This window comes from Bacillus sp. MN7755, from assembly GCF_054771475.1.
The window spans coordinates 1-14,350 of record NZ_BTRL01000032.1; the positions used below are offsets into that span (position 1 = coordinate 1).

14 protein-coding genes and 3 pseudogenes are annotated in these 14,350 nt (G+C 32.9%); 13 read left to right on the forward strand and 4 right to left on the reverse strand.

Translation table 11 applies throughout. The annotated features are described in order from the left end of the window. The 3 genes and pseudogenes from ACYVEC_RS28850 to ACYVEC_RS28860 all read left to right on the forward strand — a co-directional run. Positions 1-490, forward strand: a 490-nt coding sequence (locus ACYVEC_RS28850) for an IS200/IS605 family accessory protein TnpB-related protein (RefSeq protein ID WP_460509431.1), incomplete at its 5' end; no start/stop codon positions are given. 289 nt (positions 491-779) lie between these two features. After that, positions 780-1,709 (forward strand): annotated as a pseudogene (locus ACYVEC_RS28855) (MFS transporter); the annotation flags it as partial. A gap of 269 nt (positions 1,710-1,978) precedes the next feature. After that, complete coding sequence (locus tag ACYVEC_RS28860) at positions 1,979-2,581, forward strand: hypothetical protein (protein WP_371830866.1); 603 nt, start codon at positions 1,979-1,981, stop codon at positions 2,579-2,581. A gap of 49 nt (positions 2,582-2,630) precedes the next feature. Here the strand turns inward: ACYVEC_RS28860 and ACYVEC_RS28865 are convergent, their stop codons facing one another. Beyond that, positions 2,631-3,368 (reverse strand): ZIP family metal transporter, encoded by a 738-nt coding sequence (locus ACYVEC_RS28865; protein WP_098557417.1) that lies wholly within the window; start codon positions 3,366-3,368, stop codon positions 2,631-2,633. Between the two features lie 135 nt (positions 3,369-3,503). Here ACYVEC_RS28865 and ACYVEC_RS28870 point away from each other — a divergent pair, with 135 nt between their 5' ends. From ACYVEC_RS28870 to ACYVEC_RS28885, 4 genes and pseudogenes are all read left to right on the forward strand, one after another. Continuing rightward, positions 3,504-4,292, forward strand: coding sequence for a class I SAM-dependent methyltransferase (locus tag ACYVEC_RS28870; RefSeq protein ID WP_098557418.1), 789 nt, complete (start codon positions 3,504-3,506; stop codon positions 4,290-4,292). Positions 4,293-4,340: 48 nt separating this feature from the next. Continuing rightward, positions 4,341-4,685: pseudogene (locus tag ACYVEC_RS28875) on the forward strand (DUF2314 domain-containing protein); the annotation flags it as partial. Continuing rightward, positions 4,673-5,074, forward strand: a pseudogene (locus ACYVEC_RS28880) (DUF6843 domain-containing protein); the annotation flags it as partial. The pseudogenes ACYVEC_RS28875 and ACYVEC_RS28880, both read left to right, overlap by 13 nt. A gap of 73 nt (positions 5,075-5,147) precedes the next feature. Further along, positions 5,148-6,014 carry an MBL fold metallo-hydrolase gene (locus tag ACYVEC_RS28885; protein WP_098557420.1) on the forward strand — a complete coding sequence of 289 codons (867 nt, stop codon included), beginning with the start codon at positions 5,148-5,150 and terminating at the stop codon, positions 6,012-6,014. A gap of 158 nt (positions 6,015-6,172) precedes the next feature. Here ACYVEC_RS28885 and ACYVEC_RS28890 read toward each other — a convergent pair whose 3' ends face one another. Together ACYVEC_RS28890 and ACYVEC_RS28895 are read right to left on the reverse strand one after the other, a co-directional pair. Next, positions 6,173-7,114, reverse strand: coding sequence for a nucleoside hydrolase (locus tag ACYVEC_RS28890; RefSeq protein WP_142332921.1), 942 nt, complete (start codon positions 7,112-7,114; stop codon positions 6,173-6,175). Positions 7,115-7,129: 15 nt separating this feature from the next. Next, positions 7,130-7,732, reverse strand: a complete 603-nt coding sequence (locus tag ACYVEC_RS28895; protein WP_098557422.1) for a DUF2441 domain-containing protein — start codon at positions 7,730-7,732, stop codon at positions 7,130-7,132. A gap of 202 nt (positions 7,733-7,934) precedes the next feature. Here ACYVEC_RS28895 and ACYVEC_RS28900 point away from each other — a divergent pair, with 202 nt between their 5' ends. From ACYVEC_RS28900 to ACYVEC_RS28920, 5 genes are all read left to right on the forward strand, one after another. Next, positions 7,935-8,420, forward strand: coding sequence for a DUF2798 domain-containing protein (locus ACYVEC_RS28900; RefSeq protein WP_098557423.1), 486 nt, complete (start codon positions 7,935-7,937; stop codon positions 8,418-8,420). A gap of 173 nt (positions 8,421-8,593) precedes the next feature. Continuing rightward, positions 8,594-9,019 carry a DMT family transporter gene (locus ACYVEC_RS28905; protein WP_098557307.1) on the forward strand — a complete coding sequence of 142 codons (426 nt, stop codon included), beginning with the start codon at positions 8,594-8,596 and terminating at the stop codon, positions 9,017-9,019. A gap of 19 nt (positions 9,020-9,038) precedes the next feature. Further along, the gene (locus ACYVEC_RS28910; RefSeq protein ID WP_142332897.1) at positions 9,039-9,734 is read left to right on the forward strand and encodes a Crp/Fnr family transcriptional regulator; all 696 of its coding nucleotides are present in this window, start codon (positions 9,039-9,041) and stop codon (positions 9,732-9,734) included. Positions 9,735-9,750: 16 nt separating this feature from the next. Then, positions 9,751-10,221 carry a DMT family transporter gene (locus tag ACYVEC_RS28915; protein ID WP_098557310.1) on the forward strand — a complete coding sequence of 157 codons (471 nt, stop codon included), beginning with the start codon at positions 9,751-9,753 and terminating at the stop codon, positions 10,219-10,221. Between the two features lie 583 nt (positions 10,222-10,804). After that, positions 10,805-11,212 carry a GNAT family N-acetyltransferase gene (locus ACYVEC_RS28920; RefSeq protein WP_098557311.1) on the forward strand — a complete coding sequence of 136 codons (408 nt, stop codon included), beginning with the start codon at positions 10,805-10,807 and terminating at the stop codon, positions 11,210-11,212. A 138-nt stretch (positions 11,213-11,350) separates the two neighbouring features. On the opposite strand, the gene ACYVEC_RS28925 is transcribed toward ACYVEC_RS28920, so the two are convergent. Further along, positions 11,351-11,974, reverse strand: a complete 624-nt coding sequence (locus tag ACYVEC_RS28925) for a TetR/AcrR family transcriptional regulator (RefSeq protein ID WP_063225015.1) — start codon at positions 11,972-11,974, stop codon at positions 11,351-11,353. A gap of 121 nt (positions 11,975-12,095) precedes the next feature. Between ACYVEC_RS28925 and ACYVEC_RS28930 the strand changes: the two genes are divergently transcribed. Then, a complete protein-coding gene (locus ACYVEC_RS28930) occupies positions 12,096-14,327 on the forward strand; it encodes an MMPL family transporter (RefSeq protein WP_460509438.1) in 2,232 nt (743 codons plus the stop codon). Positions 14,328-14,350 lie beyond the last annotated feature (23 nt).

Sequence of the window (14,350 nt, forward strand, 5' to 3'; positions counted from 1 at the left end):
AAACGGTTACATTTCACAAACGGTAGGCCTGTTGTTTAAAAAAGTGAAAGAATTCGATATAGATACTATTGTTGTAGGGTATAACACAGGTTGGAAACAAAAACCTGATATGGAAAAAAAGAATAATCAAAAGTTTGTTCAAATCCCATTTCATAAACTGATTGCAGCAATTGAGAATAAATGTGTAAAAGAAGGCATCCGATTTTTAAAACAAGAAGAAAGCTATACTTCAAAAGCTAGTTTTCTTGATAAAGATCCGGTTCCAGTTTGGTCTAAGGATGGTAAAACTCATTATTGCTTTAGTGGAAAACGACTCACGCGTGGTCTGTACCAAAGTAAAGCAGGAACATATATCCATGCTGATATTAATGGTGCGTTGAATATATTGCAAAAATCAAAAGTTGTAGAATGTGATGACAATCTCAAAGTGAAAACGCCGATTCTATTAGAAGTGCAAAAACGTAAGGCTGTTGCTTCGCGCATAGCTTAGTGGGTGTGTCAACCATCCATGTGTACTCGACTTGTCGGGGCTTGTAGTACACGCCGGATTCATCTGAGTGGTGGCTTCTTCCAGAAGGAAGAACTGCTCTTTTTCGAAAGGGTGGTGCAAGTGGGGAAACGATTGTTTGTTTCAAGTACCAACCAAAAACTTACTTGGGGTGTTACCATAAGGTGGCATGAATTCTAGAGCGTCAACTGTCTAGCGATAGACGAAAAGACCTAGCGTTCTAACTCAATCCCCAACTGAAACGTTTCATCTCAATTGGGGTAGTTGACTTTTGGAAAATGCATGTATACAATTTTTCTCTCCATCAGAACAGTCGATGATACAGGGAGTAGTTGAATCAGACCAATACGGTGCAGCAGCGGGTATGAATCAAATGGTAAATAGTTTGTATGCTTTGTTTGGTGTAGGAATTGCAACGATGGTGTACTGGATTTTTGGAATTTACGGGAGCATTTTAGTAAATACGCTCACTTTTATTATGAGTGGTATTTTGATTCAAACAATCTCCATTCCAGAAAAAGTTCGTTTACCAAATGGTAGAACAAAATGGAAAGAAGTCAATTTGAAGATGTTAATAACAGAGTTTCAAGAAGGGATTAAGTATATATACCAAAATGAAACTTTAAAAAAATTACTACTAGGATTTATCGTATTTGGGCTATTAAATGGCATTTTAAGTGTATCCACTACTTACATATTAAAATACAAACTTGCTCCAGTAACGTATGAAAGTTTAGCAATGATAGGCGGTGTAGTTGGAGGGATTTCATTACTAATAGGAAGTATAGTAGCAACAAGTATAGGTAAGAAATATGCACCAAAACCTATTATTGTATTTGGAATGGCGGGCTCAGGGATCTTCTTTGGTATGTGTTACTTTGTAAATCACGTATGGTCTTTTTATGTATGTATCGCTTTTGCGACTTTCTTTTTACCATTTATTAATGTTGCAATCATGGGCTGGATGTATGAAATTGTCGAAGAGTCATTCATGGGACGTGTACAAAGTTTACTTAGTCCATTAACAACAGGATTCCAACTGTTATCTCTCGGTACGATAGCAATGTTGTTCCCGAAATGGATTAGTGCAGATACATTGTTTATTATTTTATTTGGCTTATTATTATTTGTCACGTGTTTATATCAAGCCATTTTACCTAGTGGGAAGAAGCAAGTGCAGGGTATAGCTGAAGAGATATAATACATCTATTTATTTCAGAATATTCTATTTGATGGTAAGGGGAAATAGTTATGTTGATGCGAACTGTTAAGTGGTGTGGGATTACTTGTTTACAACTATTATCTGCAATCTTATGTATAATCTGCTTAGGTGCGCTACCGCGATTATTTAAGGGATTGTAAATTGATTTACTCGGTTTCTGGAACACAATTGTATTTCTTGGAGAGAAGTTACTTCAACCAGGGGAAATAACATATGGGTTACGAGACTCAAGAAAATTATTTCCGCAAATATGGATTCATTATATTGAAACGATGATCGTATTTTTGTCAGCTTTTTTACTATCTTTGTTTATAGCGTATGTACTTGTCGTTTGGGTATTGCAGCGTTCTCATAGGAAGCAAAGAATATGGAATGGGGTTTTTCTCACGCTTGAGAGTATACCGGATATATTACTTGTTTTATTGTCACAGCTTCTTGTCGTAATTATGTTTCAAAAAACAGGATTTATGCCAGTCAAACTGGCTGGATTAGGGGAAGAAAGGATATGTTTGTTACCGATTACATGTCTTACAATACCAACAACATTATTGTTTATTAAACTTTTGTTATTACGGTTTAAAGAAGAATTAGAGAAAGATTATAGTTTGTTTGCTAAGGGTAAAGGGCTAAGTTTTCGTCACTTAACTACACACACATGGATAGTACTTATACCAATCGCTTTCTATAGTATGACGATCTTGTCAGGGAATCTAATCAGTAATAGCATGCAAGATGCGATTAAACTAGGCAATGTAAGAACACCTAAGAGCAAGGATACAGAAATGAAGGAAGAGAAAAGAGTACAATCTACTGTGAATGATTTTTCTTTCTATAGAGAGATACAAAAATAAAGAAAGATAGCTGAAGACAAATTGTTTTCAGCTATCTTTTTTGTTTAATTTAGTGATGTCCAGCTAATAGAGTAAACACTAATATTAGAAAAAAACCGCTAGTTGCCCAAGTTAGAAATGTAAGGAAAGAGAGCTGTTTCTTAGCTTTCCAAAGCATTTCATGAATTGTTACATAGCCAAGTGAGCCGATAGCACTTCCCATAATAAGCCCTTGTAAATGTAGAGCTTTTCCTTCCATCAAAATGCCAAAAACCGTCCCAGTACCGAGAATAAGGGAAAGTAATAAAGTTGTTAATAAAAAGGAAATATATTTATGCTTTGTAAAGAGAAAGGGGATAATTAATGCTAATCCTTCAGGAATATGGTGAACGACGATTGCTATTAAAAAAGGTATGGCAGAGTCAGCATGATTAATAAAAGCAGTACCTAAAGCAAATCCACTCGGCAAATTATGAATAAATATAGCGAAAGAGAGAAAAAGGAAAGTTTGCCAAGCTTGTTGATCTTTTTTATGTATCATTGGATGATGACAATAGTTATCTAATAAGCTCATAACTAAAATACCGATAGCTATACCAAGTATAGGCCCAATTATTTCATAGCTTGAAAATGTTTCAGGAATAATTTCAAGGGATAAAAGCCCAAGTAAAATCCCCCCACATAATGCGTATAAACGATGCATCTTTTCTTCAATTAACTGGCGCGTAGCAATGCCAACCGCACCGCCTAATAGTAATCCGCCAAATGAAAAAAACGTAACAATTATTGGAATCCATAATCGTTCCATAGTATCACACTCCGATTCTACCACTTATTTTTAGCTTACGAAAAGTAAAGTTAGATTAGTCCAAGTAATTGTGTTTGATTATAGAGAAAAAACTGACGATTCGTTATAATTTATATATTGAATTTAAGTGAAAATATGAAATGGGGAATAAGTTTGCAAACAAAATGGAGTCTATCTGAATATGAAAATCCAAAACGATATGATGTAGAAAATAAAAGTTTGTCAGATTTTCCGTTCTTACTATCATGGGCGAAAAAACTAAGTATACAAAATGAATGGATTTTAGATATTGCCTGCGGGACAGGAAGGGTTACAATTCCATTTATAGAAAACGGATATCAAATGATTGGTGTAGATATACATGAAGGCATGCTTGCTGAAGCAAAGAAAAAATCTACGGATTGTAAGAAGGTCAAATGGCTACAACAAGACTGCTTACAATTGAAGATTGAAGAAACGATTCCGTTAGCATTTATGGTAGGACACGGGTTCCAGCATTTTCTCACGAATATAGATCAAAATCAGTTATTAACATCTATTCATCACGTATTAGCTGACAATGGTATATTTATATTCGATACACGTTTTCCTTCAAAAGAAGAATTAATACAACCATCTACAGAAGAATATTGGACAACTGTTAGTGATGAAAAGGGAAGAAAATATAATCTATATACTGAAATGACATATGATTCAATTCAGCAAATACAGCACTACATAACAACAAGAAGGTTTTATGAGGACGATGTACTAGTAGAGGAACTGAAAACAACGATAGATCTTCGCTATACGTATCCGCAGGAGTTAGAAAGATTATTAGTAGCGAATGGTTTTGAATTATTACATATATATAATGATTGGGAAGGAAATGAGTTAGGGGAAGATTGTTATTCAATGGTAGTAGTTTGCCGGAAGAAAAAATAGTGTTATTTAAAAAATATGAGTGTAAAAAGTTTTTGAGGAGAGAAAAATATGTCTTGGTACTTAGATAATGTTTATGAATTAAATAAAGGAGCACCATATACATTTTACCTTCCTAGCTCAGAAGTGTTGGAGAAATTAAAGATTGGAGATTTGGTAAAGTTAATTTTTGTAACTAAAAATGAGAAAGAAGATGGGTTTAATGGTGAAAGAATGTGGGTAGAAATCACTGAAAGAAATGAGAAGAAGTTTGAAGGGAAACTCAACAATAATCCGTATCGTTTAGAGTTAAAAATAGGTGATAAAATTTCATTTGGAATCGAAAATATATGTGATACGGAATATCATGATCCAGCTTCAAAAGATTGGGATTTTTATTTTGATACGAAGGTGATTTAATTGTACTATATAACGTACCTGGTGCGGAGACGTTACAGGAAGAAGATGGATTTAGTGTTGTCATTTTCTCAGCTGACGGTACTGCTATTACAGCTACAAAAGATATGAAATATGGTACAGTAAATGATTTATATTACAGAGTAAATAAAGAAGGGAAGCGTACGAAACTTGATTCTAGCTGTATACGCCTTGCTTCAACTGGAAGTAGAACTGAAGATTCTTGGGAATACCCACTTGTAAACTTAGAGGTAACTCATAAATCATGTTCTCAAGAATTTTCAGCTAATGGTAGAGAGGTACCAGAGAACCAAGAGCACCCTTCTGAAAAGAAGATGAGAGATTTAATGCAGCGTGTACAAGAACAGTATATGAATAAAGTGAAATAGTTAGTATGTTAGATGCTAGAAATTTACAAGTAGTATAAATTGAAGAGAATAGCAGTAAATGGAGGAACTAATTATGCAGCAAATAAAAAAAATAGGAAACTCGTTTTGGTATATGACACCAGTTTCTGAAACAGATAGACCTATATTGGGAATGGTCGTTGGACAAGAAAAAACGTTAATGATTGATGCAGGGAATTCAGAAGAACATGCACAATTGTTTTTAGAAATGTTAAAAGAACAAAATGTATCGAATCCTGATTTTGTAGCACTAACGCATTGGCACTGGGATCATATTTTTGGATTATCTGTATTACAGAATGCATTAACTATTGCGCATACTGAAACGAAAAAAGAAATGCAGTCACTAGTATCTTATGAATGGACAGATGAAGCATTGGACGCACGCGTAAAAGAAGGTACTGAAATTGAATTTTGTGCGGATTGCATAAAAAAAGAGTTTAGCAAGAAAGCGAGAAATATTAAAATTATTCCTCCGACCTTAACGTTCCTGGATCAAATTGAATTAGATCTTGGTGAAGTGACATGCGTGTTAAAACATGTGGGGGGAGATCATGCACATGATTCAGTTGTTATGTATATAAAAGAAGAAAAGATATTGTTTTTAGGAGACTGTATATATGCAGATATTTTTTCTTCGAAGTGGAACTATACGACGAAAAGAACTTTTAAATTAATAGAGGAATTAGAGAAATTCGATGCTGAAACTTATATTCTTTCTCATGGGGAAGCAATAGATCGGGCTAAATTTTTACAAGAAATTCATTTGCTAAAAACAATAGGAGCTTATACAGAAGCTCATAAAGGCGATGAAGAGAAGATAAAGGAAGCGTATAAACAAGAGCTAGATAGAGAATTAAATGAAGATGAGTTAGAAACAATAACGTTTTTTGTAAATGGTTATGAACTGAGTAAACTGTAAAACACAATTTTTATCAAATAGCATGAAACTGTACAAAAAGAGTATTGAAAGTTAATTCAATGCTCTTTTTTAATAATAAGTTCCAACCAATTTCTAATTTTTTACTGGCCCATCATTTGAAGTTATACCATTTTTTTATTTTTCGTATAGATAGGCTTTTAAGTAGAGGCTTTTTTTGCTAACCCAGTTATATAGTCGAAAAAACCATTGTGGTTTACATCATAAACGACATTTACCGGCCGTCCATCATGAGTTTCCACTGTACGTCCTTGGCTAGGTCCGTATGTATAAACAATACTATTAATCGTTTGTACTTTTGCTAGATCAGCTTTCCCAACAAATGCAGCAGTTAATACATCCCACAAATAGTAGGTAGAGTTCTTTGGAAAGTGAACGAGAGGGGGAACAATTGCATAACATTGACCAAGGAAATCAATACCGATATACTTTCGATCTTTTGCCCACTGTTCACGTATGTCTACAGTTAGGGGAACTTGGTTTGTACTTTCTAGAGTTACTAAGTCGATTTCTATATTTGCTTCCCATACGCGAGCTACTGCTTCAGGGTCCCAAAACGAATTCCATTCGGCTGTTCCATCATGTTCAGGTTCATGTACATTGCCTGCAGTACGAAATGTACCACCCATCCAAACTAAACGTTTAATTTTATTTTCGATTATAGGTGCTTCATATAGTGCACGGGCTAAATCGGTAAGAGGACCTGTAAATAATAAAGTTGTTTTCTCTTCAGTTTGTAGAAGAGTCTCAATTAAATGATGATGCGCAGGTTTTGCTGCTACGGGTGTTACAACTTTTCCAGACTCATTTAAAATGGGTAAAGCATCTACATAAAATGCATGCATCCGCCAGTCTTTTGGAAATGGATTTTTTCCACGAGAATTAGACGCTGCTACTTCAATATTACCTTTGCCGAAGCGATCAATAATTTTTCGACTTGCCGACACTGCTGGTTCTAAATAGCAATCTGCAGGGATAACTGAAACACCTGTAAGGTCGACATTATCCATCTGGAGTAATAAAAACAGTGAAACTAAATCATCTACACCGCCATCATGATTGAAGTACACTTTTTTCATCATTGTAATCTCCATTCTCTAATATTTAACTTTAGAAAAATCATTGTTAATTTCCACTACTTCAATTTTCCCATTAATCAATAGCTCAGGTAATTCGCTTTTGCTATTTCCTTTCCAATACTCTCTAGCTTGTTCAATTTTTTGAGAAAAAGGAATGCCATCTTCTTTCGGTAAAAGGTTTCCGTCACCTTCGAAATGATTTCCAATTACTCGTAGTTTAACAATCTGCAACACTTCTCGATTGTAAGAATCAAACAATGCTTTCCATTTCAACGCATCATCATAGCTTTTAGCAGCATATAAACAAGATAGTCTTGAAGGATAATTAGGATATTCTTGCAACCTAACCATTTCTACAATCGTTTCCCTAACTGCTCTAATTGTTTGATCTATATAATTCATAACGACTTGAGCATTTTCATTATTTATATGCAATTCTTCATTTTTATAGTGATTATTTATAATTTTCATGCCATCTTCACCACTAGCATTTAATTGTTCTTTTTCAAAAAAGAAGTGATATAGAGTATTATGTTGATTTTTGTTAAAATGAATGATTTGTCCGATATTCATTTTTCTCCTTGTTACGATGTGATATGCGTAAAATTCTGCTTCATTCATGGTTATCCTCCTAGTAATAATGTAATGCAATGTTAAATTTAGTAATTCAACATCGCGATATATATAACCTTTATAAGTAAAAGTGAGAATTAGAGTAGAAATATATGAAAGCGGTTTAAAATTGTTCACAAAATGTTCACTTATGAAGAGGTTTCCACAATCGATATAATGACAAAGACTTAAATAGAAAGGATGATTAAAATTGCCAACAACAAGAAAGGAAAACCTCCAATTTGGTATGATGATGTGCCTAGGGATGGTTATTGTAATGACGTTTTATAATGTATTACTGAATGGAACAGGGGGACCAATTCAAATTAAGGAGATCGCATTAGAACTAATAATCGGATTCATTATTGCATTATTAATTGAAATATGTATCGTTGGACCTTGTGCGAAAAAACTTGTCTTCACGTTACCATTTGATAAATCGAAAAAAGTAAATATTATTATTGCGATGGCGACAGCTATGGTTATTGGAATGGTTTTCTTCATGTCGTTTTATGGAATGGCAATGATGTATTTTCATAATGGATTACATGGTGAATCTTTTGTTTCAATGTATTTCTCGATTTTTATTAAAAACTTCATTATGGCGTATCCATTACAATTAATTATTATGGGGCCGCTTGTGCGTTTCTTATTTGGAAAGTTTGTTTTGAAGAATAAATCTGTTAATGTAGCGTAATTATAATTATTAAAATTATATATATTAATAAAAAACACATCTCAAATATTTTGAGGTGTGTTTTTTGATGGTCATTCGTAGTTATTTTCATACTGATGTGACATTTGTCCTTTTGCTTATATAGGATTATAGCTTTTAATTAAGTCAGAAATAGAAGATTAGGAGATGATTTTTTGAAAGGCATTGTATTTGCTGTATTTGCTGGCGTATTTATTACACTTCAAGGCACATTTAATGCGAAACTTAGTTCACATATTGGTATATGGTCGACAAGTATTATTACGCATTTAATTGGATTCATTATTGCAACAACAATATTTTTGTTAAAGAAAGAAGAGAAAATAGCTGATTTGAAGGATGTGAAAAAAATATATTTAGTAGCTGGTGCACTTGGTGGGTTAATTATTTGTGCAGAAACAATAGCGATACATGCAATGGGAGTTACATTAACAGCTGGAACACTTATGGTTGCGCAATTGTTAACAGCAACTTTTATTGAGATGAAAGGATTATTTCAAATAAAAAAGATACAGATGGAGAGATATCATATTGTGGGAACAATAGTAATGATGTTAGGAATCGTTGTATTTAATATGTAAATGAAAGGAGGAAATGAAAGTGGAGAATAGATCAGATTTAATTATTCATTATTTGAAAACCAATAAAAAGCTCGAGGTTTTTTCAGAAATAGATACAGCTTATTTTCAATTAAATCATTTTGAAAAAGGCGAGCTTATTTGTAATATAGATGATGAAATGGATCGTTTATACTTTGTTGTTAAAGGTAAAGTAAAAGTTTATACGATTACACCAGAAGGAAAAAAACTGATCCTTCGTTTTATCAATCCATTGGCGGTTGTTGGTGATATTGAATTCATACAAAATAGCAAAGCGCATAATGCCGTTGAAGCTTGTTCAGAAGTTGTAGCAATCTCCATTTCTCATACGATTATTAGAAACAAGTTATTACAAAATCCTAAATTAATGAATTTCTTGCTTGAAAACATTGCGAACACATTAAAAATATCGACTCGTTTTACAGCTCTTAATTTACTTTATCCAGTAGAAGTACGTGTAGCTAGTTATTTACTTTCAATTTCAACAGATAGTAACGGGAATATGTATAGAGAAGATTTGGATGCAACTTCGGTATCAAGTATTGCGGACTTTATAGGAGTAAGTTATAGGCACGTCATTCGGGTGTTACAAAAATTTTATAGAGAAAAATTAATTGAAAAGAAAAATGGAGTTATTGTAATTAAAGATTTATTTAGAATGAAGGAAGTTGCTAAAAATAATATATATGAGCAATGAAAAGAGGAGAGGGAATATGATTGGATTTAGTTTAGCTATATTAGCTGGAGTATTAATTAGCTTACAATCTGTTTTTAATACGAAAGTAAATGAAAACATAGGGCAGTGGTTAACAACTGCATGTGTTCTTGGAATAGGTTTCATAAGTTCTATTCTATTTTATATCATTACAGAAAACAGTATTAGCATTAAAGTGTATACTACAAATTATTTGTTTTATGTAAGTGGATTGTTTGGCATCGGATTAATTATTTGTATAATGGGTGCAATAAAGAGTTTAGGTCCAGCGTATACGGTGCTAATTAGCCTTATTACTCAATTAGTTGTTGCTCTATGCATTGATACATTCGGATTATTTGGAATAGAGAGGGTTCCCTTGCAAATAAATAAATTAATTGGAATTACTCTATTAATTGTAGGGTTAGGAATTTTTAAAAATCTATTTTCGAATAAGAAAGATATTAATATAAATAAGGATAGAGCTTAAATAAATTACAGGGAGAGTTGTAAATGATTAGAGAAGTAGTAGTGAATGCTCTTTTTGTGAAGATGTTACATTTATTTGAGGAAATCGTCAGTTAACAATTAGCATAGTTGAAAAATAAGTAAAGAAGCCATAGATAAATTGTGATCTTTTATATAGCGCTTATTATTTTGAAGTTATGTGCACTATCGTAGTAGGAGAAGTGCCTATAAAGTAGGGTATGATTAAAATTAAATATTACTTAGTATATTTAACTAATGAATACAATGTCTTTTTCAGTTATTATGTTGTAAATAATTTTATGGTAAAATCTTTAACATAATGAAATAAAGGGGTAGTATTCTATGGGTTATTTCTCAAATAGTTTATTAGTTTTGTTTGTCCTGATCGTCTGTAGCTGTATGATTTTTGGTTAATAATATAATGATGGATTTATATAAAAGAAGTTAACTGAGGATAGGTTAACTTCTTTTTATTTTAAGTTGAGAAGGAATAATATTGTTCTTATGGAAGTTTGTATAAATTAATTTCATAGTAAAGATAATTTTATGAAATAAAAACAAACGAGAAAATAAGGAGTATTTACATGAATAATAGTATAAATTACACAATTAAACACCCAACAAATTTCAATGGATTATTAACTGTATATGAATCTTTAGGATGGAATTCTCTTCAATTAACGGTTAACGAATTAGAACAAATGTGTAAACAAAGTTGGTATGCAATATATGCTTTTAAAGAGCAACAATTAATAGGGATGGGGCGTATTATATCAGATGGTGTAATAACTGGTGTTATTTGCGGGGTATGTGTATTACCAGAGTATCAGTCCATTGGAATTGGAAAAGAAATAGTAGAACGATTAATCCAGCACTGTGAACAAAACAAGGTCATTCCTCAACTTATGTGTGTAAAAACATTGCAATCTTACTATGAAACTATCGGATTTGAAGCATTCTCGATTGGGATGACAAAACATATTAAAAGATAGCGGTATTAGAAAGGAGAATAAATTTATGGAGATTGCTAACTGTGTGGAAGTATAATCTAATTACTAGTATAAAAATAAATTATAAAAGAGTATGTTTGAAAAAAATTCAAACATACTCTTTTATTAAAGGAAATCTATTTAATATGAATGACCTAACCCGTTCCAATAGAAAGTAACGATTTCTTGTGCTAATTCATCTATATTTGCAAGAATAGGATTGTGATTTTCATCTTTAAAATTCCCAATTGATAATAAAGATACGAAAGCATGAGCAGCAAATTTAGCGTTTCCTTTAGGGATTTCTCCAAGTTGCATCGCTTTATCGAGTGCTTTTTCTAACACTTCATACATGCTATCTTCAGCATTTTTTAATTCCTTCAATTGTTCTTCAGATAAAGATAGTTTTGCATCTTTCATAAAATTTTTCATATCGATATCCATTGTGGCATGTAAGTAGACTTTAGCAAAGTTTAATAATCTCTCTTCTAAAGTATTGTTTGTAGAGAGTATTTGTGACATATTCTCACGTATACGCACCATCATCTGGATCATAGTAGCGGTAAATAAATCGGCTTTTGTTGAAAAGTAATAGTAGACGGTTGCTTTCGTAACACCACAAACTTTTGCGACCTCATCCATGGAAACGACTTGATAATTTTGAGTAAGAAATAATCGTGTTGCAACTTCTAAAATGGTTTCTTTTGTAGATTTTGTATTTTTATTTTGACGAGGCCTTCCGAGAGGACGTTGTTTTTGTTCCAAATCTATTCGCTCCTGACATGTATTCTTGAAATAATTATAACATAATTTTTAATCATTCTTGATTAATTAACCGACCAGTATATATAATTAATAGTGGAGGAAAAAAGGAAGGTGGGTTTTTATGAAAAAGCACCCGTTACATATGTTAGGGAAGCTTGTAGCAGGGAAGAATACGCAATGGATAACTTTATCGGTTTGGATTCTTATTACATTATTACTTTCATTTACGTTACCACCAGTAAATAGTACGAAAGAACCGAATCCGAAAAATTTACCTGAAACAGCTATGTCACAGCAAGCGGAAGCACTTATGAAAAAAGAGTTTCCGAATAATGCAGGAAATCCGTTGTTAGTAGTATGGCATAGAGATGGTGGATTACAGTCAAAGGATTATAAACTCATACAAGACGTTTATAAAGAATTAAAAACCAGTCCTTTAAAAGAACAATCAACATTACCGCCATTTGATACAATCCCGGAACAAGCATTATCAAAAAGTGCATCAAAAGATGGTACATCATTTGTTACACCAGTATTCTTTAATAAGACAGCTGGAACAGATATATTAAAAGGAAATCTTGAAGATTTAAGAAACATAGTGAATAGTAAGATCGATGAGGATCCATTCAAACGAAAAATTAGTGACTCGGGTTTACATGTTCGGTTATCTGGACCAGTAGGTATTCAAACGGATGCAGTTAGCTTATTTAGTCAAGCTGATGTGAAGTTATTAGTTGCTACTGTACTACTAGTATTAGTCTTATTAATTTTACTTTATCGTTCACCAATTTTAGCAATTTTACCTTTACTTGTTGTAGGTTTTGCATACGGTATTATTAGTCCTACACTTGGATTTTTAGCTGATCACGGATGGATTAAAGTAGATGCCCAAGCGATTTCAATTATGACAGTTTTATTATTTGGTGCTGGAACGGACTATTGTTTATTTTTAATTTCGAGATATAGAGAGTACTTACTAGAGGAAGAAAGTAAATATAAGGCGCTACAACTTGCGATTAAAGCATCTGGTGGGGCAATTATAATGAGTGCATTAACGGTAGTACTTGGATTAGGAACATTACTACTTGCTCATTATGGTGCCTTTCATCGATTTGCAGTACCATTTAGTGTTGCAGTATTCATAATGGGAATCGCTGCTTTAACAATTCTTCCTGCGTGTTTATTAATCTTTGGCAGAGTTGCGTTCTTCCCGTTTATACCGAGAACAACTTCAATGAATGAGGAGTTTGCAAGAAAGAAAAAGAAAGTAGTAAAGGTTAAAAAATCAAAAGATGCCTTTAGTAAAAAACTTGGTGATGTTGTAGTCCGAAAACCGTGGACAATAATTATGCTAACTGTGTTTGTATTAGGCGGATTGGCTTCATTTGTACCACGTATTCAATACGCATATGACCTATTAGAATCGTTTCCAAAAGATATGCCTTCCCGTGAAGGGTTTACGTTAATTAGTGATCATTTTTCAGCTGGTGAACTAGCGCCAGTAAAAGTTGTTGTTGATACGAAAGGAAAAGAGCTTCCTATTAAACAAGAACTAGAGAAATTTTCTTTTGTTAATACAGTGAAGGAGCCAAAAGAGGGTAAAGAAAATAAGCAAATACAAATGTATGAGGTTTCTTTAGCAGAAAATCCATACTCAATTGAAGCATTAGATCAAATCCCTAAATTGAAAAGTAGTATAGAAAAAGTATTAAAAGATGCTGGGATTAGTAATGCTAAAGATCAATTATGGATTGGTGGAGAAACGGCATCATTATATGATACAAAGCAAATTACGGAACGTGATGAAGCTGTTATTATTCCAGTAATGATTAGTATCATAGCTTTACTATTACTTGTTTACTTGCGATCAATTGTTGCGATGATTTATTTAATTGTAACTGTTGTCTTATCATTCTACTCTGCATTAGGAGCAGGGTGGCTATTACTTCATTATGGTATGGGAGCGCCGGCCATTCAAGGTGCAATACCGTTATATGCATTTGTATTTTTAGTTGCTTTAGGTGAAGATTATAATATCTTTATGGTTTCTGAAATATGGAAAAACAGAAAGACACAAAATCATTTGGATGCAGTAAGAAATGGTGTAATACAAACAGGTAGTGTCATTACTTCAGCAGGTTTAATTTTAGCAGGAACTTTTGCAGTGTTAGGAACACTTCCAATTCAAGTGCTCGTTCAATTTGGTATTGTAACAGCAATTGGAGTATTACTTGATACGTTTATTGTTAGGCCATTACTAGTACCGGCAATTACAGTTGTTTTAGGTCGCTTTGCTTTTTGGCCAGGGAAACTTTCGAGAAAGAGAGAAGAAGTACAAAAAGTGGATGCATAGTTGAGAAAGCCAAGGATATTTTC

What these genes read in the sequence shown, in the direction of transcription:
- ACYVEC_RS28870 (WP_098557418.1), top strand. Translation starts at nt 3,504, where the DNA reads ATGAAATGGGGAATAAGTTTGCAAACAAAATGGAGTCTATCTGAATAT.
- ACYVEC_RS28865 (WP_098557417.1), bottom strand. Translation starts at nt 3,368, where the DNA reads ATGGAACGATTATGGATTCCAATAATTGTTACGTTTTTTTCATTTGGC.
- ACYVEC_RS28920 (WP_098557311.1), top strand. Translation starts at nt 10,805, where the DNA reads ATGAATAATAGTATAAATTACACAATTAAACACCCAACAAATTTCAAT.
- ACYVEC_RS28890 (WP_142332921.1), bottom strand. Translation starts at nt 7,114, where the DNA reads ATGATGAAAAAAGTGTACTTCAATCATGATGGCGGTGTAGATGATTTA.
- ACYVEC_RS28895 (WP_098557422.1), bottom strand. Translation starts at nt 7,732, where the DNA reads ATGAATGAAGCAGAATTTTACGCATATCACATCGTAACAAGGAGAAAA.
- ACYVEC_RS28885 (WP_098557420.1), top strand. Translation starts at nt 5,148, where the DNA reads ATGCAGCAAATAAAAAAAATAGGAAACTCGTTTTGGTATATGACACCA.
- ACYVEC_RS28915 (WP_098557310.1), top strand. Translation starts at nt 9,751, where the DNA reads ATGATTGGATTTAGTTTAGCTATATTAGCTGGAGTATTAATTAGCTTA.
- ACYVEC_RS28930 (WP_460509438.1), top strand. Translation starts at nt 12,096, where the DNA reads ATGAAAAAGCACCCGTTACATATGTTAGGGAAGCTTGTAGCAGGGAAG.